Origin of the sequence: Flagellimonas flava, assembly GCF_900129665.1 — a bacterium.
Taxonomy (GTDB): domain Bacteria; phylum Bacteroidota; class Bacteroidia; order Flavobacteriales; family Flavobacteriaceae; genus Flagellimonas; species Flagellimonas flava.
Genome location: NZ_FQWL01000005.1, coordinates 15,020 through 40,262, shown reverse-complemented (window position 1 = coordinate 40,262; position 25,243 = coordinate 15,020). Strand labels below are relative to the sequence as shown.

General features: G+C 42.8%; 19 protein-coding genes. 11 read left to right on the top strand and 8 right to left on the bottom strand.

What is annotated here, in order from left to right; translation table 11 throughout:
• The first annotated feature begins 13 nt into the window (after window positions 1-13).
• Entirely contained in the window at window positions 14-1,813 is a 1,800-nt protein-coding gene (typA, locus tag BUC10_RS13915) for a translational GTPase TypA (RefSeq protein WP_073180750.1), read from the top strand.
• Here the strand turns inward: typA and ppgK are convergent.
• Together ppgK and BUC10_RS13905 are read right to left on the bottom strand one after the other, a co-directional pair.
• Window positions 1,810-2,568, bottom strand: coding sequence for a polyphosphate--glucose phosphotransferase (gene ppgK, locus BUC10_RS13910; RefSeq protein WP_073180748.1), 759 nt, complete (start codon window positions 2,566-2,568; stop codon window positions 1,810-1,812). The genes typA and ppgK overlap by 4 nt on opposite strands.
• 146 nt (window positions 2,569-2,714) lie before the next feature.
• Window positions 2,715-3,398 (bottom strand): cell division ATP-binding protein FtsE, encoded by a 684-nt coding sequence (locus tag BUC10_RS13905; RefSeq protein WP_073180746.1) that lies wholly within the window; start codon window positions 3,396-3,398, stop codon window positions 2,715-2,717.
• 198 nt (window positions 3,399-3,596) lie between these two features.
• Between BUC10_RS13905 and BUC10_RS13900 the strand changes: the two genes are divergently transcribed.
• The 3 genes from BUC10_RS13900 to BUC10_RS13890 all read left to right on the top strand — a co-directional run bounded on the left by BUC10_RS13900 (window position 3,597) and on the right by BUC10_RS13890 (window position 9,571).
• On the top strand, window positions 3,597-6,617 hold the full coding sequence (locus tag BUC10_RS13900) for a tetratricopeptide repeat protein (protein ID WP_073180744.1): 3,021 nt from the start codon (window positions 3,597-3,599) through the stop codon (window positions 6,615-6,617).
• Window positions 6,618-6,628: 11 nt separating this feature from the next.
• Window positions 6,629-8,380, top strand: a complete 1,752-nt coding sequence (locus tag BUC10_RS13895) for a TonB-dependent receptor (protein WP_073181037.1) — start codon at window positions 6,629-6,631, stop codon at window positions 8,378-8,380.
• Window positions 8,381-8,482: 102 nt separating this feature from the next.
• Window positions 8,483-9,571 carry an OmpA family protein gene (locus BUC10_RS13890; protein WP_084732656.1) on the top strand — a complete coding sequence of 363 codons (1,089 nt, stop codon included), beginning with the start codon at window positions 8,483-8,485 and terminating at the stop codon, window positions 9,569-9,571.
• A 33-nt stretch (window positions 9,572-9,604) separates the two neighbouring features.
• Here BUC10_RS13890 and BUC10_RS13885 read toward each other — a convergent pair whose 3' ends face one another.
• Window positions 9,605-9,940 (bottom strand): carboxypeptidase-like regulatory domain-containing protein, encoded by a 336-nt coding sequence (locus tag BUC10_RS13885; protein ID WP_131819085.1) that lies wholly within the window; start codon window positions 9,938-9,940, stop codon window positions 9,605-9,607.
• A gap of 159 nt (window positions 9,941-10,099) precedes the next feature.
• Here BUC10_RS13885 and BUC10_RS13880 point away from each other — a divergent pair, with 159 nt between their 5' ends.
• Window positions 10,100-11,188 (top strand): OmpA family protein, encoded by a 1,089-nt coding sequence (locus BUC10_RS13880; RefSeq protein WP_073180737.1) that lies wholly within the window; start codon window positions 10,100-10,102, stop codon window positions 11,186-11,188.
• A 138-nt stretch (window positions 11,189-11,326) separates the two neighbouring features.
• The gene (locus BUC10_RS13875) at window positions 11,327-12,949 is read left to right on the top strand and encodes an amidohydrolase (RefSeq protein ID WP_073181035.1); all 1,623 of its coding nucleotides are present in this window, start codon (window positions 11,327-11,329) and stop codon (window positions 12,947-12,949) included.
• 45 nt (window positions 12,950-12,994) lie between these two features.
• Here the strand turns inward: BUC10_RS13875 and BUC10_RS13870 are convergent, their stop codons facing one another.
• Entirely contained in the window at window positions 12,995-13,525 is a 531-nt protein-coding gene (locus tag BUC10_RS13870; protein ID WP_073180735.1) for a DUF2911 domain-containing protein, read from the bottom strand.
• A gap of 241 nt (window positions 13,526-13,766) precedes the next feature.
• On the opposite strand from BUC10_RS13870, the gene asnB reads away from it, so the two are divergent.
• The 3 genes from asnB (at window position 13,767) to BUC10_RS13855 (ending at window position 18,709) form a co-directional block, all read left to right on the top strand.
• Complete coding sequence (gene asnB / locus BUC10_RS13865; RefSeq protein ID WP_073180733.1) at window positions 13,767-15,437, top strand: asparagine synthase B; 1,671 nt, start codon at window positions 13,767-13,769, stop codon at window positions 15,435-15,437.
• Window positions 15,438-15,686: 249 nt separating this feature from the next.
• The gene (gene gyrB / locus BUC10_RS13860; protein WP_073180731.1) at window positions 15,687-17,627 is read left to right on the top strand and encodes a DNA topoisomerase (ATP-hydrolyzing) subunit B; all 1,941 of its coding nucleotides are present in this window, start codon (window positions 15,687-15,689) and stop codon (window positions 17,625-17,627) included.
• A gap of 68 nt (window positions 17,628-17,695) precedes the next feature.
• A complete protein-coding gene (locus tag BUC10_RS13855; protein WP_313785976.1) occupies window positions 17,696-18,709 on the top strand; it encodes a DUF6588 family protein in 1,014 nt (337 codons plus the stop codon).
• A 3-nt stretch (window positions 18,710-18,712) separates the two neighbouring features.
• Here BUC10_RS13855 and BUC10_RS13850 read toward each other — a convergent pair whose 3' ends face one another.
• Window positions 18,713-19,270, bottom strand: coding sequence for a DUF6882 domain-containing protein (locus tag BUC10_RS13850; protein WP_073180726.1), 558 nt, complete (start codon window positions 19,268-19,270; stop codon window positions 18,713-18,715).
• Between the two features lie 130 nt (window positions 19,271-19,400).
• Entirely contained in the window at window positions 19,401-19,772 is a 372-nt protein-coding gene (locus tag BUC10_RS13845; RefSeq protein WP_073180724.1) for a hypothetical protein, read from the bottom strand.
• A gap of 247 nt (window positions 19,773-20,019) precedes the next feature.
• On the opposite strand from BUC10_RS13845, the gene BUC10_RS13840 reads away from it, so the two are divergent.
• Together BUC10_RS13840 and secDF are read left to right on the top strand one after the other, a co-directional pair.
• Window positions 20,020-20,946, top strand: coding sequence for a malate dehydrogenase (locus BUC10_RS13840; protein ID WP_073180722.1), 927 nt, complete (start codon window positions 20,020-20,022; stop codon window positions 20,944-20,946).
• A gap of 177 nt (window positions 20,947-21,123) precedes the next feature.
• A complete protein-coding gene (secDF, locus tag BUC10_RS13830) occupies window positions 21,124-24,090 on the top strand; it encodes a protein translocase subunit SecDF (protein WP_073180718.1) in 2,967 nt (988 codons plus the stop codon).
• Window positions 24,091-24,126: 36 nt separating this feature from the next.
• Here secDF and BUC10_RS13825 read toward each other — a convergent pair whose 3' ends face one another.
• A complete protein-coding gene (locus BUC10_RS13825; RefSeq protein ID WP_073180716.1) occupies window positions 24,127-24,903 on the bottom strand; it encodes a HEAT repeat domain-containing protein in 777 nt (258 codons plus the stop codon).
• A gap of 11 nt (window positions 24,904-24,914) precedes the next feature.
• Window positions 24,915-25,238 carry a hypothetical protein gene (locus tag BUC10_RS13820; RefSeq protein WP_073180714.1) on the bottom strand — a complete coding sequence of 108 codons (324 nt, stop codon included), beginning with the start codon at window positions 25,236-25,238 and terminating at the stop codon, window positions 24,915-24,917.
• Between the last annotated feature and the right edge of the window lie 5 nt (window positions 25,239-25,243).

Below are 25,243 nucleotides of genomic sequence, written 5' to 3'. Positions count from 1 at the left end.
TAAAATTCAGCTTATGTCCAAGATTAAGAATATAGCCATCATTGCCCACGTTGACCATGGGAAGACCACCTTGGTGGATAAAATTATGTACCATTGTCGCTTGTTTCGTGAAAATGAAAACAAGGGCGACCTTATTTTGGACAATAACGATTTGGAGCGGGAGCGTGGAATCACCATTGTTTCCAAGAACGTTTCCGTGGTCTACAAGGATACCAAAATCAATATCATTGACACTCCCGGTCACGCCGACTTTGGCGGTGAGGTGGAACGTGTATTAAATATGGCCGATGGCGTATTACTGCTTGTGGATGCCTTTGAAGGCCCAATGCCGCAGACCCGATTTGTACTGCAAAAAGCCATTGATCTAGGATTGAAACCTTGCGTGGTCATTAATAAGGTGGACAAGGAGAATTGTACCCCTGAAGAAGTGCACGAGAAAGTGTTCGACCTGATGTTTGAGCTTGGGGCCGAAGAGTGGCAATTGGACTTCCCGACCGTTTATGGTTCGGCAAAGCATAATTGGATGAGTGAGGACTGGCAAAAGCCTAATGATACTATAGAACCACTATTGGATATGGTCATAGACCATGTTCCAGAGTTTAAACCAGAACAAGGCTCTACCCAAATGTTGATTACCTCCTTGGATTTTTCCTCTTTTACGGGACGAATAGCCATCGGTCGCTTGCAACGAGGAACTTTAAGAGAGGGGCAACAGATTTCTTTGGTAAAAAGAGATGGAAATATTGTCAAGACCAAGGTGAAGGAATTGTTCACTTTTGAGGGTCTTGGACGTCAAAAGGTGCAAGAAGTGGTTGCCGGGGATATTTGTGCTATTGTTGGGGTTGAAGGTTTTGAGATTGGCGATACGGTAGCCGATTTTGAAAATCCTGAAAAATTGAAGACCATTGCTATCGATGAACCCACCATGAGCATGTTGTTCACCATCAATGACAGTCCATTTTTTGGAAAGGATGGGAAATTCGTGACTTCCCGACATATCAAGGAAAGACTGGAAAAGGAATTGGAGAAAAACTTGGCACTTCGCGTAGAAGAAACCGATAGTGCGGATAAGTTTATGGTGTTCGGAAGAGGTGTACTGCATTTGTCGGTACTTATAGAGACAATGCGTCGCGAAGGCTATGAACTACAAATTGGTCAGCCTCAGGTAATTATTAAAGAGATAGATGGGGTAAAATGCGAACCGGTAGAGCATTTGACCATCGATTTACCAGAAGAAGTTTCCGGGAAAGCGGTGGAAATGGTATCAATCCGAAAAGGAGAAATGACCAGTATGGAGGCCAAGGGTTCGCGAATGCTATGCGAATTTATAATTCCTTCTAGGGGAATAATAGGCTTACGGAACCAATTGTTGACAGCCACAGCGGGAGAGGCCATTATGGCTCACCGATTCTTGGAATACCAACCACTCAAAGGAGATATTGCACAACGTATCAACGGTTCATTAGTTTCCATGGAAAACGGTACGGCAATTCCATATTCCATAGACAAACTTCAGGAACGAGGTAAGTTTTTTATTGACCCAGGAGAAGATATTTATGAAGGACAGGTGATTGGCGAGAACTCCCGTGGAGATGACATGACCATCAATGTGACCAAGACCAAAAAACTTTCAAATGTTCGTTCCGCGGGTGCTGACGACAAGGCAAAGATTGTTCCGGCCATCAAGTTTTCCTTGGAAGAAGCGTTGGAGTATATCCAGAAAGATGAATACGTTGAGGTGACGCCAAATCATCTTCGACTTAGAAAGATATTTCTAAAAGAAGTAGACCGAAAAAGAAATAAAATAAACTAGGTTAAATGCCCGTGGTGTTGCTCTCGTAGGCAGGCCACGGCAGGACCGATAATGCCTGCATGGTTCATTAATTCGGCCTTTACAACTTCCGTTTCAATGGTGATGAGGTGACTGAATTCCTTCCATTTTTTGGAGGTGCCGCCACCCACAATGATGAGGTCCGGAGCTGTAATCAGTTCCACATATTTTAGGAATTTATTGAATCGCTTTCCCCACTTCTCGTAGCTCAGATTTTCGCGCTCTTTTGCCGAAGCTGCGGCCCATTGTTCAATTTTGTCATATTTTTTATATGGAAGTTGCCCCAATTCAAAATTGGGCAACAATATCCCGTTATAGAAAGCCCCGCTTCCCAAACCTGTGCCAATCGTGATCATGATGACCAATCCTTTTCTGCCTTTGCCCACTCCATAGTTCATGGAAGCATAACCCGCAGCATCAGCGTCGTTGAGCACGGTAAATTCGTGACCTGTTGCTTGTGTAAAGAGTTCATCAATATTTACACCCAGCCAACTGGAATCCAAATTTCCAGGTGAAGCACATACGCCATTCTTGACAATTGTGGGGAAACCGCAACCTACAGGACCTTCATAATTGAAATGATCTACAATTTGCTTGACCACTTCGGCCATATCCCCTGGTTTCCTCGAACTGGGCGTTGGAATGCGATGTCTTTCCGTTACCATTTCGCCGGTTTCTGCATTTACCAAGGCACCTTTAATACCTGATCCACCTATATCAATACCAAGAATTTCCATAAAAGGGATAAAATTTAATGCTGCAAAAGAAACAAAAAAGTTTTGGCCATCAAAACCTGAAGATATCTGGTTGTCAAATTGTTGTTAACGGGATCCTGTACCTGTGCGAGGGAATAGCGTCTTGGGGAAAATAAACATCGGTTTACTTAAACCGCTTTTTGTATGACTTCAAATACCTTGCTGCCATCACATTTTAAGGTTTTATGGGGATATTTTAAGATCAGCGCGTAGTCGTGGGTGGCCATGATGATTGTCCGTCCGTTTTGATTGATGTCCTGAAGCACTTTCATCACCTCAACACTGGTTTGGGGATCTAGATTACCTGTAGGCTCATCGGCAAGGATAAGTTCAGGGTCGTTCAATAAGGCCCTTGCTATCGCAATACGTTGTTGTTCCCCTCCTGAGAGTTCATGCGGAAATTTAAAGCCTTTGGTCTTCATGCCCACTTTATCCAATACCTCTTCAATTTTGGAATCCATTTTTGAGGTATCGGTCCATCCAGTGGCCTTTAGAACAAAGCGTAGATTGTTGTTCACGTTCCGGTCCGGTAACAGTTTAAAATCCTGAAAAACGATGCCCAATTTTCTTCGCAGAAATGGAATTTCCTTTTCCTCCAGTTTTTTTAAGTCGAAGTCAACAATAGAGCCTGAACCTTGTTTTAAGGGCAGATCGGCATAGAGGGTCTTCATGAAACTACTTTTGCCACTCCCGGTTTTTCCAATGACATAGACAAATTCCCCTTTTTTTACCTCCAAGGTGATATCGTTCAAAATGAGATTCTCGTTTTGGAAAACGGCAACATCCTGCAATTTTAAGATGGTTTCAGGCATTTATGGCAAAAGTTTATAAGTTATGGGTACATTCCTATTGACGATTTGATAATAAAAGACAACAGCAACTTAGGTCAAAGTTACCATGTTTAAAGTTAATATGCATGAAGGTTTTACGAACTACCTTTGGCCTAAAATATACTTTGGCTTAAATTTTCACGTTATGGTAACAGTCAATCGAGAACAGCGTAGAACACTATGAATCGAAAAAATCTCCTTTATTTTCCCATATTCTTGGGAACTTTTTTTGTGCTTTCGGCTCAGGAAAGTCAAATTTTCACCCACGAAGATAAGGTGTACCAAGAGGCCTTAACGCTCTATAACAATCAGCAGTACCAAGCGGCCCAAGCTATTTTTGAAGATGTAAAATCCAGCACCGAGGACGGGGAGACCGAAGCCAATAGTGCTTATTATGCCGCCAATGCCGCTATTCGATTGAACCAACGCGGAGCGGACAGACTCATGGAGGATTTTGTGGATCGTTATCCCACTTCCACCAAACGAAATTCAGCTTTTTTGGATGTGGCCGATTACTATTTTGAGACTGGAAAGTACCCTTATGCCCTTAAATGGTATAAAAAAGTGGATCAATCTGCGATGTCCAATGCAGATAAGGAACGTTTCAATTTTAATAACGGTTACGCCTTATATGCTTCAAGAAGGCCCAAGGAGGCTGAACGCTACTTGAGCAGGGTGAGCACCTCGCCTAAATATGGCTCACAAGCCAAATACTACTTAGGCTATATAGCTTATGAGCAAGACGATTACGATGAGGCAAGTGCCCGTTTTGATCAAATCACGGACCCGGAACTGCTCAATGAAAAACTATCCTATTATCAAGCCGATCTAAATTTTAAACTGGGCAATTTTGAAGAGGCCATCGCCATGGCCAAGAAACAATTGCCCAAATCAGATCGGAAAGAGGTTTCCGAACTCAACAAGGTCATCGGGGAAAGCTATTTTAATCTGGAACAATATGATGAAGCCCTTCCGTACCTTAAAAAATACAGGGGTAGAAGAGGGAAACTCAGCAATACGGATTACTACCTCATGGGATATAGCCATTATAAGCAAGGAGATTTTGAAGGGGCTATCCAGCAGTTCAATAAAATCATTGGTGGAACCAACAGTGTTTCCCAGAATGCATATTACCATTTGGCCGAGTGTTACCTCAAATTGAATAAAAAGCCGGAAGCCCTAAACGCTTTTAGGAATGCTTCCCAAATGGATTTCAGCCCTGAAATTGAAAGAGATGCCTTGCTCAATTATGCAAGACTGAGCTATGAAATAGGGAATGCCTATGAGCCTGTTCCCGAAGTCATGACCTCCTATTTGGAGAAGTATCCCAAAGATCAACACCAACAGGAAATTCAGGAGCTTTTGGTGGATTCCTATATCACATCCAAAAACTTTGAGGGTGCCATGGAACTTTTGGAAAAGAACAAAGGATATGCCAGTAAGGAAACCTATCAAAAGGTGGCATTTTATAGAGGCGTGGAACTTTTTATGGAAGGCGATTACGCTGGCGCGGAGGAGCGTTTTTTAAAATCCTTGAAGAATGTGGGCAGTACCGATTTTGAGGCCAGAGCATTGTATTGGAAGGGAGAAAGCAACTATCGTCTCAATCGATTTGAAGAGGCCCTGGATGACTTTGGTCGTTTCAAACGACTGGCAGCTGCCAAGAATTTGCCCGAATATCAACATTTGGACTACAATTTGGGCTATGTCCACTTTAAATTAAAAACCTATGGAAGTGCTATAAACCATTTCAAAAATGTCACAAGTTTAGGAGTTGATGCAGACGGAAGGTTGGGGGATAGCTATGTGCGCTTGGGTGACAGCTATTTTGTAACCAGCAAGTACCAATCTGCACTAACAGCCTATAACGATGCTTCGAAATTAAATGGCCCAGAAAGGGATTATGCTGCTTTTCAGAAGACGTTGTGCAACGGATTTTTGGGAAAAAACAAGGCAAAGATTGATGGGTTGAACCAATTCTTAAGTCGTTACCCCAAATCATCACTTAGGGATGACGCCCTTTTCGAACTGGGGAATTCCTACATCAAAACGGACAATGAAAGTTTAGGTATGCAAACCTATGACCGTTTGGTGGAAGAATTTGGAAGGAGCAAATTTGCGCCAAGGGCTCTATTAAGACAGGGGTTGGTCCATTACAATGCCAACAGAAATGATCGGGCACTGACAAAATTGAAGTCGGTGGTAAGTAAATATCCAAATACACAAGAGGCGAAACAAGCTGTGGCAACTGCTAAATTGGTTTATGTGGATGAGGGAAGGGTAAGTGAATATGCCGCTTGGGTAAGAAATCTGGACTTTGTTGAGGTCACGGATGCAGAATTGGACAACGCTAGCTTTGAAGCCGCGGACCGGAAAAATTCGGAAGGAAAAACCGATGCCGCCCTTCGGGGGTATGAAGCCTATCTAAAAGAATTCCCATCCGGAATACACTCCCTTCAAGTGAACTTTAAGTTGGCCCAATTATATTTTTCCAGGAACCAAAAGGACGAGGCGTTGAAAAATTATTTGGTCGTGGCAGATAGCGGAAGCGGCGAATACACGGAGCAGGCATTGACCCGGGTATGTGAAATTTATATTGGGCGACAAGATTATCCAAGTGCAATTCCTTATTTGGAACGTTTGGAATCTTCTGCGGAAATTGCCCAGAACCGAACCTTTGCGCAGTCCAACCTGATGAAAGGATATTACGGTCAGAAGAATTATGATATGACCATTGCCTATGCCGAAAAAGTGCTCAATGCTCCCAAATTGGACAACAGAATTAAAAGTGATGCCCAAATCATGATTGCCCGGTCTGCCATTGCCACCAATGATGAGCGTTTGGCAGAGACCGCTTATGGGGAGGTTAAAAAAATCGCAACAGGTAAGCTAGCTGCGGAGGCATGGTATTATGATGCCTACTTCAAACACCAAAACCAAGATTTTGAAGCTTCAAATACTTCGGTGCAGAAATTGGCAAAGGATTATTCGGCACACAAGGAATGGGGAGGTAAAGGACTGATCATTATGGCAAAAAACTTTTATGCGCTGCAAGATGCCTTTCAGGCCACTTATATTTTGGAGAGTGTAATTTCCAACTTCGCGGAATATGATGAGATTGTTGCGGAGGCCAAGGGAGAGCTTGCCATAATCAAGTCAAGGGAAGCACAAAGTAATTCTTCCGTGGAGCCGGGCAATTAATGCGAGAAAACATGAATAAGAACACATATCTATTTTCAATTTTATTTTTGAGCCTTTGGGGAGCCTTGCTGGCTCAGGAGACCGATGATATAGGAACCGAGACGGTAACGGTGGTCAAACCTTATTCACCTACCGTTTCGGATGCCTTTAAGATTAAATCGGCACCCGACCTGAACGATTCGATCGTTCTTCAAAAGAAGAAAATCGACTATAACATTTTTTCAGTGCCAGTGGCCTCTACTTTTACACCGGCCAAAGGAAAGGCCTCAAAGGTAAAGCGTACCCCTCCACCCACCTTTTACAACTCCTATGCCTCAATAGGATTAGGGAACTACAACAACGCCATGGTGGATCTGTACACCAGTCGGGAGTTCAACAGGGGAGAGAATTTGTTGGATTTTGGCCTTAGCCATCATTCCTCAAGGGGAGCTATTGAAACCACACCTCTGGATGCGGATTTCTATAACACCAAGTTTGATGCGTCCTATGCCAAAAAAGATCGCGATATGGATTGGGGCGCCAGTATTGGACTGCAACATCAACTTTATAATTGGTACGGTATTGAAAACGGGGCTTTTGACGATGCCACGGTTGCCTCTATTGATGGGACCCAGAATTACTTCAATGCCCAGGCCCAGGCCCATTTGAGCCTTGAGGATTCATTTTTTAAGAAGGGCAAGATTTTGGTTAGACGATTTTGGGATGCTACCGATTCCGGGGAGAACCGGGTCGTAATTACACCGACAATTGAGTTGCCGATTACGGAAGAATTGGTAACTATAAATACAAAATTGGATTATGTTGGAGGGAGTTTCCAAAACACATCCCTAAACAATACGGTCAATGATGAAGAAATCAACTATGGCCAGTTTCAGGTTGGGATTAACCCCAGTCTTTTAGTGCTAAGGGATGATCTTACCCTAAATTTGGGTGCCAATTTTGTATATGGCATGGATACGGAAAACAGTGATGGCAATTTTTACATTTATCCGGCAGTAACCGCTTCGTATAGGCTAGTGGATGAAACTGTAATTGCTTATGGGGGAATAGAAGGACAACTGAACCAGAATTCGTACTATGGATTTGTTCAGGACAACCCCTTTGTTTCACCAACCTTGTCTATTCTGCCAACAGATCAACAATATGAGGGCTATGTGGGGTTGAAAGGGCAGTTGCTCTCTAATGTGGGATACAATATAAAAGGTTCGTACACCGCCGAAAATAGAAAACCGTTGTTCTTATTAAATCCTCAAAATTTGTTTAGGACAGATGAAAAAGGCTATTACTATGGCAATTCGTTTCAAGTGTTTTATGACGATGTGAAGACTTTGGGCATTTTTGGAGAGCTCAACATTGATGTTAATCGCAATTTTACCTTAGGAGTAAATGCCGAATTTTATGACTACGATACGGAAACGGACAATCCCGCTTGGAATTTACCAAGCATTAAAGGATCCGTGTTCATGGATTATCAGATCAACAAACAATGGTACTTAGGGGCCAACTTGTTTTATGTGGGAGAACGGGACGATTTAGTTGCGCAGGCGTTGGAAAATGCAACCCCATCAGAGTTTCCTGCAACTATTGTAACATTAGATGGTTTTTTTGATGCCAATGCGCATGCAGGATACCGGTTTAACGAGCAACTCTCCATTTTTGTGAAGGCTTCCAATATTGCCAATAATGACTACCAGCGATGGGCCAAATTTAGAGTGCAGGGATTTCAGGCTCTAGCGGGGGTGTCTTATAAGTTCGACTTCTAGTTTTGTAGGAAAAACACAATAAAGTCTAAAGAAAATCGTTATGCTTTGACTGTCCTGTGCTAAATTTTCAGCGTTCTGGGCGCCCCAATTGGATTCGAAATCATGCGATTACGATTCTCTTACATATTGACCAGCCTGGCTTTGACCCTGTCCTGCTTCATGGGAATGGCCCAAAATCTAGTCCATAACGGAGGCTTTGAAGATTTTGTGGAATGCCCTATCAAAATGAGCAATCTTAACGGGGATACAGAGTATTGGAGTGCCCCTACCTTGGGCACTACGGACTATTTCAACGAGTGCAGCAAGACCAAACTGGGAATCCCAATGAACTTTAAGGGAAAACAAGAAGCCTATGAGGGCAATGCCTATGCGGGACTGTATCTCTTTGCACCCAAGGACTACAGGGAATATATTCAAGTTGAATTGATGGAGACCTTAAAAAAAGGTCATAGGTATAGATTGAGCCTTAGCCTCAGTCTTTCGGAAAAATCGGATGGAGCGGTCATGGATATGGGAGCTGTATTTTCCCAAAAACCTTTGTCCATACATACCAAAAGACAGCTGTCCAATGCTGTGTTGGCCTCTGCAAGAAGCAAAACCACACATGCCAAGCAATTTTCGGCTACAGGATTTTATGATGACAAGAAAGAATGGATGCGGGTAAGTCTGGATATTGTAGCCAAAGGGTTTGAGACCAATCTGGTTTTGGGTAATTTCAAAAGTAACGGAGGAACCCATTATCTGGATTTTGGTAATAAAACAACTTCGGGAGAAGGTTATTCCTATTACTACTTGGACGATGTTTCCTTGGTGTATTTAGGACCTGATTACCAACCTAACCAAAGCTATGTGCTCAATCATGTGAATTTTGATTTTGACCGTTTCGAATTGGAGCCCAAAGCCAAGCAGAGTTTAAGAGATGTATATAGCTATCTGAAAAAGAACCCGAAACTTAAAGTTTCCATTAGTGGTCATACTGATGATTTAGGTTCGGAGGAATACAACGATGTCCTATCTACACAGCGCGCCAATACGGTTGCCCGCTATCTTATAAAACTAGGACTTGAGAAAAATAGAATATCTTCTGCCGGGCATGGAAACAAAATCCCTTTGGATAGTGCAATTAATGACAAAGCAAGGCGCAAAAACCGTAGAGTGGAATTTGTGATGACCGAATTCGTTGATGAGTAGTTTACTGTCGTCCCAGCTTTCCTAATTGAGAAATCAATCAATACCGGAACTGGCATCCAAAAGTTCCTTGATGTCGGCGTCAAACTCCAAAACTATTGCGCCTGTGCTGCCTCCGCTTAGTACGAAATAGGATTCTGGCTTATAGCCTTTGGAGGAAATGTTGACTTTCCAATGAAAATCTTTGTCGCTTGTCAAGGTAAAGGACCCGTCATAGTCGGTGTAAGTGATAATATCCGTGGTGTTAAGTGCAACGGAAGCACGGTAGATGGGAAACCCAAGCTGGTCCACAATTTTACCTGTAATCTTATTTTGGCCAAAGCCAAAACAGGGCACAAGAGATAACACCAATATGCACGTCACTATGCGCATGATAGTAAGATTTGGACTATAGTAACGTATTTTCCTGAAAGTTAGTATGGTAGTAATATCCAAGATCGATAAGGGGGTAGAAAAGATCGTTCTAGACAATACAGCGAAAAAACCAACGTTTATATAAGCGGTACGAGAACCAAAAAAACAGATTCAACTATGGTTTATAAGGTTACTCGTATTTTTTTTGCTCTTATTTTTGGTTTTGCACTGGGGGCGTCAAGTTATGGGCAAAATTTAGTTCTTAACCCCAGTTTTGAGGAATATAAGTCCTGCCCTACCAACATTACCGGTTTCGATGCTTTGCTCGAAGAGATTTCATTGCCATCTTCAAGTTCTGGAGATTACTTTAATCAATGTGGCACAAGTGATTTTGGGGTGCCCGCCAACTTTAAGGGTTCCCAAGTGGCTACGGATGGTTCCGCTTATGTGGGACTGTACTTCTATGCGTTAAACGATTATAGGGAATACCTTCAATTGAACACCAGTAAAACTTTGAGGGAAAAACACCCCTACAAAATATCCTTGCAAGTAAGTTTGGCAGATGCTTCCAGCCTTGCCCTAAAAAACTTATCGATTGTCTTGGTCAATAAAAAAATTAAATTCCCGAACAGTTCTGCGTTAACCGGTTCGAGAATGGACCTGGAAGAAGGCTTGTCATTTCACAAGGTAAAGCTTAAACCCAACAAATCTTTGGCAAATAAGGATGAGTGGGTTACACTGACAGCTGAGTTCGAGGCCAAAGGTTTTGAAAACCATATCATCGTAGGAAATTTTGACAATAATGTAAACACTGAACTTCTCGGACAAGAAGGACCGGTCCTGTCAAGCGATTTTTCATACTATTATGTTGACAATTTGGTGCTGGAAGAACAGCCCAGGATAAATTATGAAAAGGACAAGATCTATGTTCTAGAGCGTAATCCTTTTGAGCCCAAAGGATACGAATTGGATGCCGAGGCTGTGGCAAGTGTCAAAAAAATATTTAAGTACCTAAAGGAAAATGCCGAAGTGCAAATGAAGATTACCGGGCACTCGGATAATGTAGGGCAACCTGGCTACAATAAGTTTATCTCTTCCTTACGCGCTAGGGCCGTTGCACTGTACCTGACCAATCTGGGGATTGATGACAATCGAATTGTTTGGGAGGGAGTAGGAGATACAAGACCCTTGGGGAATGGTAAAATTGCCGAAGATCATATGGCTAATCGGAGGGTTGAATTTGTAATGACCGATGTAGATAATTAAACATCACCTCTTTCTGTAAAAACTTTGCTTGAAGGTCAAACCATCTAAAATCTTTTATTTTGTATAAAGGCAATGAACATTCCATTGTTCTTTAGCTTAACCATACATTTTCTATTTTTGGAGGAAACCTTCAAGAAAATGAAAAACATCCTTTTTGCCACGGTGCTGGCATTATCAATGCTTTCTTGTGCTACGAAACAAGAAGCTGATGTAATTGTATACAATGCCAAAATCTATACTGTAGATGCCGATTTTTCAAAAGGCAATTCCATTGCGATAAAGGATGGTAAATTCTTGGCGGTTGGGGATAAGGAGAAAATCTTTCAGGATTTCAATGCTGCCAATCAACTTGATGCAGAAGGTAAGACCATAGTACCAGGGCTCATTGATGCCCATTGTCACTTTTATGGGCTTGGCTTGAATCAACAGGTTGTGGATTTGGTGGGCACCTCCAGTTTTGAGGAAATTCTGGAGAAGGTAGTGGCTTTTCAAAAGGAAAATCCTACAAATTTTATTCGCGGTAGAGGTTGGGATCAAAACGATTGGGAGACAAAAACGTTCCCGACCAAAGATAAATTGGATTCATTGTTCCCAGACACACCGGTAGCCTTGGAAAGGGTTGATGGACATGCATACCTCGTTAACAAAAAAGCGTTGGAGCTAGCGGGGATAGATGGTACAACCGAAGTTAACGGAGGGGAGATTGTTACTAAATCAGGTAGGCCAACCGGAGTTCTAGTGGATAATCCGATGGCCCTTGTTGATCAGGTGGCCCCAAAACCCAATAGATCTACACAGATTCAGGCCCTGAAAGCTGCCGAACAATTGTGTTTTAATTATGGTTTGACAACCGTTAATGATGCAGGCTTGAACAAATCTACCATTGAACTTATCGATAGCCTTCAGCAAACCGGTGATTTGTCAATTCGAGTTTATGCCATGATCAGCAATACGGCTGAAAATTTGGATTACTATTTGGATAAAGGGATAATTAAAACGGACCGACTAAATGTACGATCTGTAAAGGTTTATGGAGACGGTGCTTTGGGGTCAAGAGGAGCTGCGCTTAAGGAGCCTTATTCTGACCATGATGGTCATTTTGGCGCTATGATAACTCCAGTACATGATATTGAGTCCCTGGCGGAACGGATTGCTGCGACCGAATATCAAATGAATACCCATGCCATCGGAGATTCTGCTAATGTAGTGGTGCTAAGGGCCTATGAAAAAGCCCTTGCAGGTAAGAAAGACCGTCGATGGAAGGTAGAGCATGCACAAGTAGTTTCTGAAGACGATTTTGATTATTTCGCTAAGGGAATTATTCCGTCTGTGCAACCAACACATGCCACTAGCGACATGTATTGGGCAGAGGATAGGCTAGGTCCAGATAGGGTAGAAGGGGCATATGCTTTTAAAAAATTATTGGACAAAGCAGGTATTGTGGCATTGGGAACCGATTTTCCCGTGGAAAGGGTTAGTCCATTCTTAACTTTTTATGCAGCGGTCGCCCGTCAAGATTTAGAGGAATACCCCGAAGGTGGTTTTCAAATGAAAGACGCGCTGTCAAGAGAAGAAACACTAAAGGGGATGACCATTTGGGCTGCATATTCCAATTTTGAGGAAGCTGAAAAAGGAAGCATTGAAGTGGGTAAAGTTGCCGACTTTGTTATCCTAAGTGACGATATAATGACCATACCGGCAAACCGTATTCCCAGTATTAAAGCTGAGCAAGTTTTTGTGGACGGCAAGCAGGTCAAATAAAAAAGCGGGCTATGCCCGCTTTTTGAATTCTTTTTTTGAGAGCTCTTATAAGCTCATAGCCAAAGAAACACGAGTGGTGCCCCAGCCCATTACCATATTTCCGTTATCATCGAAAGCTATGGAGAAGGCTTCAAGAGAGTCGCCATCTGTGCTGGCCTTGGCAGTAACCCTGGCTACATCAGCTGCGCTATCATAGGAATAGGCACCCCACTGGTTCAGATTACTATTTAGAATGACGGTCCATTCGTCAGCTCCAGGAATGGTAAACAACGAGTAGGTTCCGGCCTTAACGGCTTTACCCCCTACTGTCGCATCCTTGTAAAAAGTAATTTCGGCAGCTTCGTTAGCACCAGTTCTCCAAACTTTACCATCGGGAGCTAGTTCCGAAAGATTTCTTCCCTTTAATTGTGGACGACTGTAGATTACCCTAACGGATTTGTCCGAAACCCTGTAGCTGGTAGGATAAGACGCTATGTCAGCTGGACTCTTATCTAGGCCACTGAATTTCTGCGCTGTGGCCTCCGTGGAAAAAACAAATGTTAAGGTTAAAAAAGTAAGTAAGAAAACATTTTTCATGATGATGATTTTAGTTGAACCCAAAACTAGGGTGTTATTAACTGAAGGTTTTATAAAAAGACGTTAAAATTTAAGAACCTTACATATTGCATTGCTGGGCTTGTAATTATATTCATATGGTTATTTATTATCGATTATGTCATGCTTTAAGTTTAAAAATGTAATTGATATTACTCTTTATGTTTTTAAAATGTAAATGTAAGTGGATATTTGTATCAGAATTGTTATTAAAGAATAAGATATGTGCGGAATTGTATGTGCGTTCGATATAAAAGAACCTGTTGAGGTATTAAGGCCCCAACTTTTGGAAATGTCCAAGAAAGTGAGGCATAGAGGCCCAGATTGGAGTGGTATTTACGCGGATGAAAAGGCGATATTGGCCCATGAACGTTTGGCCATTGTGGACCCTGCTTCCGGAAAGCAGCCACTCTTTAGCGCGGACGGAAAATTGGTGTTGGCCGCCAACGGTGAAATATACAACCATAGGGAGTTACGGCAGCAATTTGAGGGAAGGTATGAATTTCAAACCCAATCGGATTGCGAGGTTATTTTGGCCTTGTACAAAGAGAAAGGAGTTGATTTTGTTGATGATTTAAACGGAATTTTTGGATTTGCCATTTATGATTCCGAAAAAGATGCGTATTTCATCGCACGAGATCATATGGGCATTATTCCTTTATACATTGGATGGGATGAACATGGAACTTTCTATGTGGCCTCGGAACTTAAGGCCTTGGAAGGAACCTGTTCAAAAGTTGAATTGTTCCCTCCAGGTCATTACTTGCACAGTGCCGATGGAGAATTCAGAAGATGGTACAAACGGGATTGGATGGAGTATGAAGCTGTAAAGGAAAACCAAACTAGCATTCAAGAAATAAAAGATGCTTTGGAGGCTGCTGTACATCGACAGTTGATGTCCGACGTGCCTTATGGCGTGCTTCTCTCCGGTGGATTGGATTCATCTGTCACCTCTGCCGTTGCTAAAAAATATTCCCAAATGCGAATTGAGTCGGGAGATACCAAGGAAGCTTGGTGGCCTCAATTGCATTCCTTTTCGGTAGGATTGGAGGGCTCCCCGGATTTGGCCGCGGCGCAAAAGGTGGCTGATCATATCGGAACCATTCACCATGAGATAAAATTTACGATTCAGGAAGGATTGGATGCCATCAAGGATGTCATTTATAATCTTGAAACCTATGATATTACCACAATTCGGGCATCCACACCAATGTATTTGATGGCTCGGGTAATCAAGTCCATGGGAATTAAAATGGTATTGTCTGGCGAAGGTGCAGATGAGCTTTTCGGAGGGTATCTGTACTTCCATAAGGCGCCAAGTCCAAAGGATTTCCATGAAGAGACTGTCAGGAAACTGGATAAGCTTCATATGTACGATTGTTTAAGGGCCAATAAATCTTTGGCGGCTTGGGGAATAGAGGGTCGTGTGCCATTCTTGGATAAGGAATTCATGGATGTGGCGATGCGAATCAATCCAAAGGATAAGATGATCAACGGGGAGCGAATGGAGAAATGGGTAGTTCGCAAGGCTTTTGAGTCTTATTTGCCGGAGAGTGTGGCTTGGAGGCAAAAAGAACAATTCTCCGATGGTGTTGGTTACAGTTGGATAGACACCCTAAAAATGTTGGTGGAAGAAGAGGTCACGGACAAACAACTGGCCAACGCCCACTTTAAGTTCCCAATTCAGACGCCAACAACCAAGGAAGAATATTATTACCGTTCCATTTTTGAAGGACATTTTCCTTCAGATGCCGCCGCTTTGAGCGTTCCGCAAGAACCTTCGGTAGCTTGTAGTACCAAGATTGCGTTGGAGTGGGATGAGGCCTTTAAGAACATGAATGACCCTTCTGGAAGGGCTGTAGCAAATGTTCATGAGGATGCTTATGTGAAATAACCAATCCATTATACGATATGCAGTAGTAAGATGCTGTTTTGTTTCATTTTCAATTAGTCAGAAAAGCCCCTTGTAGAAGGGGCTTTTTGGTGCTTTTAAGTTGAGTTTTGCATCAAAATCCAACCGGTATTTTTTCCACAATATTTTGTTGATAACTTGAGGGGTGCAATCAACCTCAAACACCTATTTACAAAGGGTATTCCTTATATTTGTAAGATTTGAAATTTTCAAGGCAAATAAAGAAAATATATGAGCGAAGAAGCTAAAAAGAATCAATATTCCGCGGATAGTATCCAGGCCCTTGAGGGAATGGAGCATGTGCGGATGAGACCTTCCATGTATATAGGGGACGTTGGGACAAGAGGATTGCACCATTTGGTGTACGAGGTGGTGGATAACTCCATAGATGAAGCCATGGGAGGCCATTGTGATACCATTGAGGTTGTCATCAATGAGGATAACTCCATTACTACCAAGGATAACGGTAGGGGTATTCCGGTTGGTTTACATAAAAAAGAAGGTGTTTCCGCCCTAGAGGTGGTAATGACCAAGATTGGTGCGGGAGGAAAATTTGATAAGGATTCCTATAAGGTTTCTGGTGGTCTTCACGGTGTAGGTGTTTCCTGTGTAAACGCGCTTTCAAGCCACTTGAAAGCCGTAGTGCATCGAGAAGGTAAGGTCTGGGAACAGGAATACGAAAGAGGGAAAACCATGTATCCTGTAAAAAGTACAGGAACCACAAAAGACACGGGAACTACGGTAACCTTTACCCCAGATGATACCATTTTTACGCAGACCACGGAGTATAGTTACGATACCCTGGCCAATCGGATGCGGGAACTTGCGTACCTGAACAAAGGAGTGACCATTACACTTACCGACAAAAGGAACAAGGACGAAAAAGGTGAATTCATATCTGAAACTTTCTTCTCGGAGGAAGGATTGAAAGAATTTATCAAATTCTTGGACGAGACCCGGGAACCTTTGATTCAAAGTGTGATTTCCATGGAAGGCGAGAAAAATGGAATTCCGGTGGAAGTCGCTATGATTTACAACACGGGTTTTTCTGAAAACCTGCATTCCTATGTAAACAATATCAACACCCACGAAGGGGGCACCCATTTGTCAGGTTTTAGAAGGGGGTTGACCTCCACTTTGAAGAAATATGCGGACAATTCCGGATTGTTGGACAAATTAAAGTTTGAGATTGCGGGAGATGACTTTCGCGAAGGATTGACCGCCATCGTTTCGGTAAAGGTGGCCGAACCTCAATTTGAAGGTCAGACCAAGACCAAACTGGGAAACAGGGAAGTGACCAGTGCGGTGAGTCAGGCAGTATCAGAAATGTTGACGAATTATTTGGAAGAACATCCAGATGATGCCAAACAAATCGTTGAAAAAGTAAAGTTGGCCGCCCAGGCCCGCCATGCAGCTGCCAAAGCACGTGAAATGGTCCAGCGTAAAAATCCAATGAGTGTTGGAGGACTACCTGGAAAGCTTTCCGATTGCTCGGAACAGGACCCCACTAAATGTGAAGTGTTCTTGGTTGAGGGAGATTCCGCAGGTGGTACGGCCAAACAGGGAAGGGATAGAAACTTTCAGGCCATTTTACCACTACGTGGTAAAATCCTGAATGTGGAGAAGGCCATGCAGCACAAGGTCTTTGAAAACGAGGAAATCAAAAATATTTATACCGCTCTAGGTGTCACTATTGGTACAGAGGAGGACAGTAAAGCGTTGAACCTGGAAAAACTTCGCTATCATAAAGTGGTCATAATGTGTGATGCCGATGTGGATGGTAGCCATATTGAAACTTTGATCCTCACCTTTTTCTTCCGCTATATGCGAGAGCTTATAGAAAATGGACATGTGTATATAGCCACTCCGCCACTTTATTTGGTCAAGAAAGGTTCCAAGAAAAGGTATGCCTGGGACGACAAGGAGCGTGATGATATTGTGGAGTCCATGAAAGGAGGAGCGAGTATTCAGCGTTATAAAGGTCTTGGTGAGATGAATGCGGAACAATTATGGGATACCACAATGAATCCCGAGTTCAGGACACTGCGCCAAGTTAGTATCGAAAATGCCACGGAAACGGACCGAATCTTCTCCATGTTGATGGGTGACGAGGTACCTCCAAGACGTGAATTTATAGAGAAAAATGCCGTCTATGCCAACATAGATGCATAGATTACGGCAGTTCACAACAAAAACTCGCTCCAACAGGGCGAGTTTTTTAGTTTTGGGAAAAACCTCACATGATGAAGAAAATAATTCTTTTGCTAACGTTGTGCAGTTTTTCCTTTGGAATGGCACAGTCCAACCTGAACGATATTTTGGCCGCTGGTCTTAACGACGCGGAACGTTTTACCACAGATTGGATAGCTCCAGTAACCGAGGCAGGGATATATAGTATCTCCAATGGTTGGTACAATTCGGCTGATGCCAAGCCTCTGGGCGGATTCGAAATTTCCATTATTGGTAATCTTACCGGCTTCAAAAACAAGGATGATAAAAAGTCCTTCACCTTGAATACCGCAGACTACGAAAACCTGACCTTTACCGATGGTAGTACCTCAAAACAAGTGGCCACTGCCCTTGGTGATATTGAAGGTGTGAGTGTGGCGATTAATGCTTTGGTAGAGGGGCAACCGGTGAGCACAGAGTTTGAGCTTCCTTCAGGTCTTTCCTCAGAAGATTTCAATTTTATACCGTCTGGATATATTCAGGCGAGTGTTGGACTCATTAAAGGAACCGAAGTTAAGGCACGTTTCCTGCCAAAGATAAACACAGATGACGTTAAAATCGGATTATATGGTTTTGGTGTTCAGCACGACTTTACAAAGCATTTGCCAGCTGATAAGTTGCTTCCAGTGGCTATTTCTGCAGTAATAGGATACACCAACCTATCAGGAGAGTATGATTTTTCAACTACGGATGTGATTTCTGGGGAAAATCAACGCATTGATGCCAAATTTAGTTCTTGGAATTTTAGTGCCGTGGTATCCACCAGATTGCCTGTCATTAATTTCTATGGAGGATTGAACTACATCACTGGAAAAGCGGATACCGACATTTTAGGCACCTACGAAATCGAAACGGTGGCCCAGCCTATCGTTTATACCGATCCTTTTAGCATAAGTAACAAAGTGAGCGGTGTTTCCGGAAATATAGGGACCAAGCTTAAATTGGGCTTCTTCCGACTTAATGCCGACTATAACATTGCTGAATTCAGCACTTTTACATTCGGAATCAACTTTGGATTTAGATAGTAACTAATCAACCGCAGGTTTTATACTTTTAAAAACCACATATGTATATTTGGAAGGGGTGTAGTGTCTAGCTGCACCCTTTCCTTTTAGGATATGGTTTACGGCAGCAGCCATTTCCCAAGCGTTTATCTCTTCTCCCAACCATTGGTCCACGGTGAGTTTATCACAGCCGTTTTCCATGCCATAGGCCTTTACCTCATGATAATCCGCTGCGAAATTGGAATCTTCTCCTCCATTTTCCCAAGCCCAATGCCAGATTTTCTTGGAGGCGTCAAAATGACCCACGGGAATAAACTCAATTTCCATAACAGTAAAACCGTTTTTCCTTTTTTGGATTTTCAGCACATTCTTCTCAAAATCATATGCCCTGGTATAGTCAGCGTCCGACCCATTCAAGTAACGTTCCATGAAATCTTCCTGGTCGGCGACCATTTCATCCATAGCTGATTTAAAGAAGGTCTTGCAGTCTGAAGTGACCAAAGCTTCGATTGGCGATGTCTCGGTGGTTTGGAAAGCGAGGAAAGCCATAAAAGCAACCCCGTAATGTATAAGAGCTTTCATGTTAGTTTTTTTAGTGGGGGGAGTTCTCTTAAAGGTATGAAATTGTGCCTAGTATTTGTGGGTATCCAATAAAAAAGAGCCCAACTTGGGGAATTGGGCTCTCTATTTTCATATGGTGGGTCTTCCGTGTTTACTCCCTGGTGGCGAAGACCGATCCATTTTCCAAGGATAAAACTTCAGGTTCACTGGTTTCTTCAAGGCTCACGGTAACATCCGTAATCAATTCATCGGAATAAATAATGGTATAAACTCCATTTTCTTCGGACCATTTAAAATCGGTGTAATAAGTAAGACTGGAGTTGGAATAGCTTTGGTAGCGTCCAAGGTACACATCGTTGAAGATCCATTCTTCTCGAGTTGTACCCTCAGCTTTGTCAGTTTCGGAAGATATATCGTCCCTGACCCATATCCCTAAAATAGGGTCATTGTTCTCAGGGATGCTTGTACAGTTGCTAATTGCAATAATAGAAGCAATGGCCAGCAATGAAAAGAGCTTTTTCATAGGTCAAGTAGGTTAATTCTAATTTGGGACTATTAGAACGGTAATTGACCACTTGGTATTGCAATAATTTCGATGTACGGTACGTTGGCAGGACATTTCTTCGGTAAACGGCACGCTTTGTTAACATAAAGAGCTTTTTACTTACAATGGCCAGACGAAAAAAGAAGTGCCGTAAAATGGTAGAAAGTCAGGTTTTATCTAAGCTAAATGCCTTATTTTTGAGCGTTTAAAATTAAAATCAATTAAAATGAAAGTTACCGTAGTAGGAGCAGGTGCAGTAGGGGCAAGCTGCGCCGAATATATCGCAATGAAAAATTTTGCTTCTGAAGTAGTCTTGTTGGACATTAAGGAGGGATATGCGGAAGGAAAAGCCATGGATTTAATGCAAACCGCTTCCCTTAATGGTTTTGACACCAAAATTACGGGAAGTACCAGTGATTACTCCAAGACTGCGGGGAGCGATATTGCCGTTATTACTTCTGGAATTCCCCGTAAACCGGGAATGACTCGTGAAGAACTTATTGGAATCAATGCGGGCATTGTTAAATCTGTAGCAACCAGTCTGCTGGAACATTCTCCAAATGCGACATTGATTGTAGTAAGTAACCCAATGGATACCATGACCTACTTGGTGCACAAGACCACAAATTTGCCAAAGCACAAGATAATTGGTATGGGAGGTGCCTTGGACAGCGCACGATTCAAGTACCGCCTGGCGGAGGCTTTAGAGGCGCCAATATCTGACGTTGATGGTATGGTAATCGGTGGGCACAGTGATAAAGGTATGGTACCTCTGATCGGTCATGCCACGCGAAATAGTGTTAAGGTTTCCGAATTCCTGCCCGAAGATAAAATGGATTGGGTAGTGCAAGAGACCAAGGTTGGAGGAGCAACCCTGACCAAACTTTTGGGAACAAGTGCTTGGTACGCTCCAGGTGCCGCGGTTTCTGGATTGGTGCAGGCCATAGCCTGTGACCAAAAGAAAATGTTCCCGTGCTCAACGCTTTTGGAAGGGGAGTACGGATTGGACGATATCTGCATTGGGGTACCTGTCCTTCTTGGAAAGAACGGTATCGAGAAAGTCGTGGAAATCGAGCTTAGCGATGCCGAAAAAGCCAAAATGAAGGAAAGCGCTGAAGGCGTTAAAAAAACAAACGGATTGCTTCAACTGTAAACGCAGCTTTCAAAATAGAAAATGCCATTTCGAGCCTGTTGGTTTGAAATGGCATTTTTGTTTTAACATGAGAACTGCCCAACTCCCTTGCAATTCCCCTAAATTCTATTGGCAAATCTTGTGGGAAATGATATATTTGCACGCTGTTTAAGAAAACATCATAAAATTTAATAATCAATGCAAAATAAAGGACTTATAAGGCTTTTTGCGCTCCTTTTTGGTTTGGTGAGCATCTATCAGCTTTCCTTCACCTTCATCACAAGTAAGTTGGAAGGTGATGCAGAAAAGTATGCAATCAACCAGATTTCGGAGGCTGAGGAAGATTATGTGGCTAAGCGTGAAGCCTTAGAAGCATCGTATTTGGATTCCATTGGCAGTAACCCCGTTCTAGGATTTACTAGCTATGACGATGCAAAGAAAAAGGAACTTAACAAGGGATTGGACCTTAAAGGAGGTATTAACGTTACGCTTCAGATATCGGTCAAGGATATTTTGAAAGGTTTGGCAAACAATACCAAAAATCCAGTTTTCAACAAAGCTTTGGCTGATGCCGACAATGCTTCAAAAAATAGTCCCGATACCTATTTGGAACTGTTCTTCGATGCCTTTGATGCCATTAAGGGCGACACCAAATTAGCTTCCCCTGATATTTTTGCAAATAAAGGCTTGAGCGATGTCATTAACTTTCAGATGACCGATGATCAGGTAAAACCGATTATCCGCACAAAGATTGATGAGTCCATTGTTTCTGCTTTCGAAGTACTTCGTGAGCGTATTGATGGTTTTGGGGTGACCCAACCAAATATCCAAAGAGAAGGTAACTCAGGGCGTATTTTGGTGGAACTTCCAGGAGCAAGGGATATTGCCAGGGCACAAGAGTTGCTATCCAGTACTGCACAACTTGAGTTTTGGGAAACCTATCCGCAAAGCAACCAGAGTTTGGGAACCTTTTTTATCAACGCAAATGAAAGGCTAAAGGAAATTTTAGAGCCAGAAACCGAGGAAGCGGAAGAGGAAGCTACCCCAGAATCGGAAATTGATTCACTGCTGTCTGATGTGGCCCAGGATTCCTTGGATCTTACAGCACAGGTAAATCCACTGTTGGGCAAACTTATTCCTGCAAACCCTGGCAGTCATGCCATTGCCCGAGTATTGGTTACCGATACGGCTGAGGTTGGTGAATATTTGAGAATGCGGGAAATAAAAAGATTGTTGCCCACGGATGTACAGTTTACCAAATTCTTATGGGAGAGACCTGCAAAGGATTCTGAAATAGCCGAACTGTTCGCGCTAAAATCAAATAGGGACAATACCCCAAGAATCAGCGGAGACGTTGTTTCTGATGCACAGGATACATTTGATCAGTACAACAAACCTGCGGTGAGCATGACCATGAACACCAGAGGTGCAAAAGAATGGGAAAAACTAACAGGTGATGCGTTCAATAACCAGACGGGTATCGCCATTGTGCTGGATAACAAAGTGTATACTGCCCCTGGGGTTTCCTCTGGACCTATCTCCGGTGGACGTTCGGAAATAACAGGAACGTTTACGGTGAATGAGACCAAGGATATCGCAAACGTGCTGCGAGCTGGTAAATTACCTGCTTCAGCTGAAATTATCCAGTCAGAGGTGGTTGGGCCTTCTTTGGGTCAAGAAGCCATCGATAGCGGTTTTATGTCCTTCTTGATTGCCATGGCATTTGTATTGCTATGGATGATATTCTATTATGGTAAAGCCGGGATTTTCGCGGATATCGCATTGATCCTAAACATCCTTTTGATTTTCGGAGTGTTGACCAGCCTTGGAGCAGTATTGACCTTACCTGGTATTGCGGGTATCGTTTTGACCATAGGTATGTCTGTGGATGCCAACGTGCTGATATTTGAACGTATTAAAGAGGAACTGGCGCGCGGAAAAGGTAAGGCACAGGCGGTGGCCGATGGATTTAGCAATGCACTTTCCTCCATTTTGGATGCCAACATAACAACAGGACTTACCGCAATTATCCTATTCATTTTTGGTTCAGGTCCAATTAAAGGATTTGCTACCACCCTTTTGATCGGTATTGTAACTTCCTTGTTCACGGCCATTTTCATAACCCGTTTGATGGTGGATTCCTATATCGCCAAAAAAGGAAGGAGCTTGGAATTCTCAACACCGTTGACCAAGAACCTGTTTAGAAACATTAGTATCAATTTCTTGGGCAAGCGAAAAATTGCCTACATAGTATCATTTATCTTGGTTGGAATTGGTTTGTTCTCCCTATTCACTGCTGGATTGCAACAAGGTGTTGATTTTGTTGGGGGACGTTCCTATCAGGTACGATTTGAGAAGGCTGTGAATCCTTCAGAAATTGCATCAGAATTGAACACAGTGTTTGGTAGTGGTACCAACGTAAAAACCTTTGGTGAGGCCAATCAGATTAAGATTACCACGCCCTATAAAGTGGATGTAGAAGGAATCGAGGTGGATAATGAGATTCAGGATAAACTGTATACCTCGCTTCAGAAATACTTGCCAGATGGCACTTCTTTTGAAGACTTTACTGTTGGGGCTTCCGAAAAATCCATAGGAATCCTTCAATCGGTTAAAGTGGGACCTACTATTGCGGATGATATCAAGAACAACGCTTTCTTGGCCATTATTGGCTCGTTGGCTGTTGTGTTCCTTTATATTTTATTGCGATTTAGAAAGTGGCAGTTCTCTTTGGGGGCCGTTGTGGCGGTTTTCCACGATGTGATGATCGTATTGGGTATCTTCTCCCTTACAGGCAAGATTATGCCATTTAACATGGAAATCGATCAAGCTTTTATTGCGGCAATCCTAACGGTTATTGGTTACTCCCTGAACGATACGGTGGTAGTTTTTGACCGGATTCGGGAAATTGTTGGACTGAAGGGATGGAATAACGGCCAAAATATCAATCAGGCCTTGAACAGTACCTTGAGCCGTACATTGAACACCTCATTAACGACTTTGATCGTACTTTTGGCCATCTTTGTTTTTGGTGGAGAAAGTCTTAGAGGATTTATGTTCGCCATGATAATCGGTGTTTTGGTGGGTACCTATTCTTCGGTATTTATTGCGACTCCGATCATGTTCGATGCATTGAAGAAAAAAATTGGTTCCGCCAACGAATAAAGGTAGGACCTTAAGCATTAAAAAAGCCATCTGATTTCAGATGGCTTTTTTAGTTTCTATATAATGTTTGTCGATATAGGCAATCGCCTCAGCCTGTGATAAAGCTGCGAAGTTTTTATACCGATGATGCACATCCACAATCTCGTCCAACACTTTTTGGACAAGTATTTTATTTTCCCAGGAGTTTAAATCGGTAATTACCGTTGGCAGACAACCCTTTTTGTAAGCGATCTGTCCAAGTACGTGCACTAGGGTATTGCGTACTCTTGCAGTTTCATCATGTTGGAGTTTGCGGAGGAGAGGTAAAGTGTCTTCTGGGTGGGTACGCCCCCTTAGTTCTATGCCATGGCAAATTTCACGGCGAATTTCTTTATCGGGATGCATAAGGTATCCTTCGGCCCATTTTAAAACAGGTCTAGGGTTCTTCTCTCCCATTTTTTTAATGGAACCAATTACTGCATTTCTCACCGAGTGGTGCGTATCGAAAAGCGATTGGTCAAAAAAGTGTACTACTTCCTGGAAATGGCTCTTTCCTATCTCACCCGCTGCATTCACCACGGTCTGTCTAACTTTTTCAGAATTAGAGATAAGAAGTTGGTTCAGAAAGGGAACGATGGTATCTATATCCAAGAGTCCCTTTTTTTGAATTTTACCAACTGCTAGGTACGCCGTTTTACGGATATAGGTGTCTTCATCCGAAAAGTAGGGAAGGACCAAAGCCGGATTTTTCTCCTTGAAACCATCCCAAATAGCATGGTCAATGGTTTCTACCAAAAGCTGGCGTTCCTCCTTGGGCAAATCGTAAAACCCCATGAATGAATTCCTTATTTGGGAGGAAGTGACATTACGTAATCATAACCTTTTTGCAGGTAGTTGCCTAGTTCCTTCTGGTTCTCTAAAAGTGCTTCGGGAATCAATACGTAACCCCGCATGGTAGCTCCGTAGGAGTGAAAGGATTGGGCACCGTAAGCCGTATCAAATTCTGCGGTATCCTCCTTGGAAAGTCGAATACCCAGTTCCCCAGCTTTGTTCAATAGCGAAAACATATGTCCGTTGGCGGAGGTATAGGGCATGGTCTTGCCCTTTCGTTCAAAGTTTGGGTTTTTGGAAACGACTTCATCGTATATTTTTAAAACTTCTTCTCGCATCGACT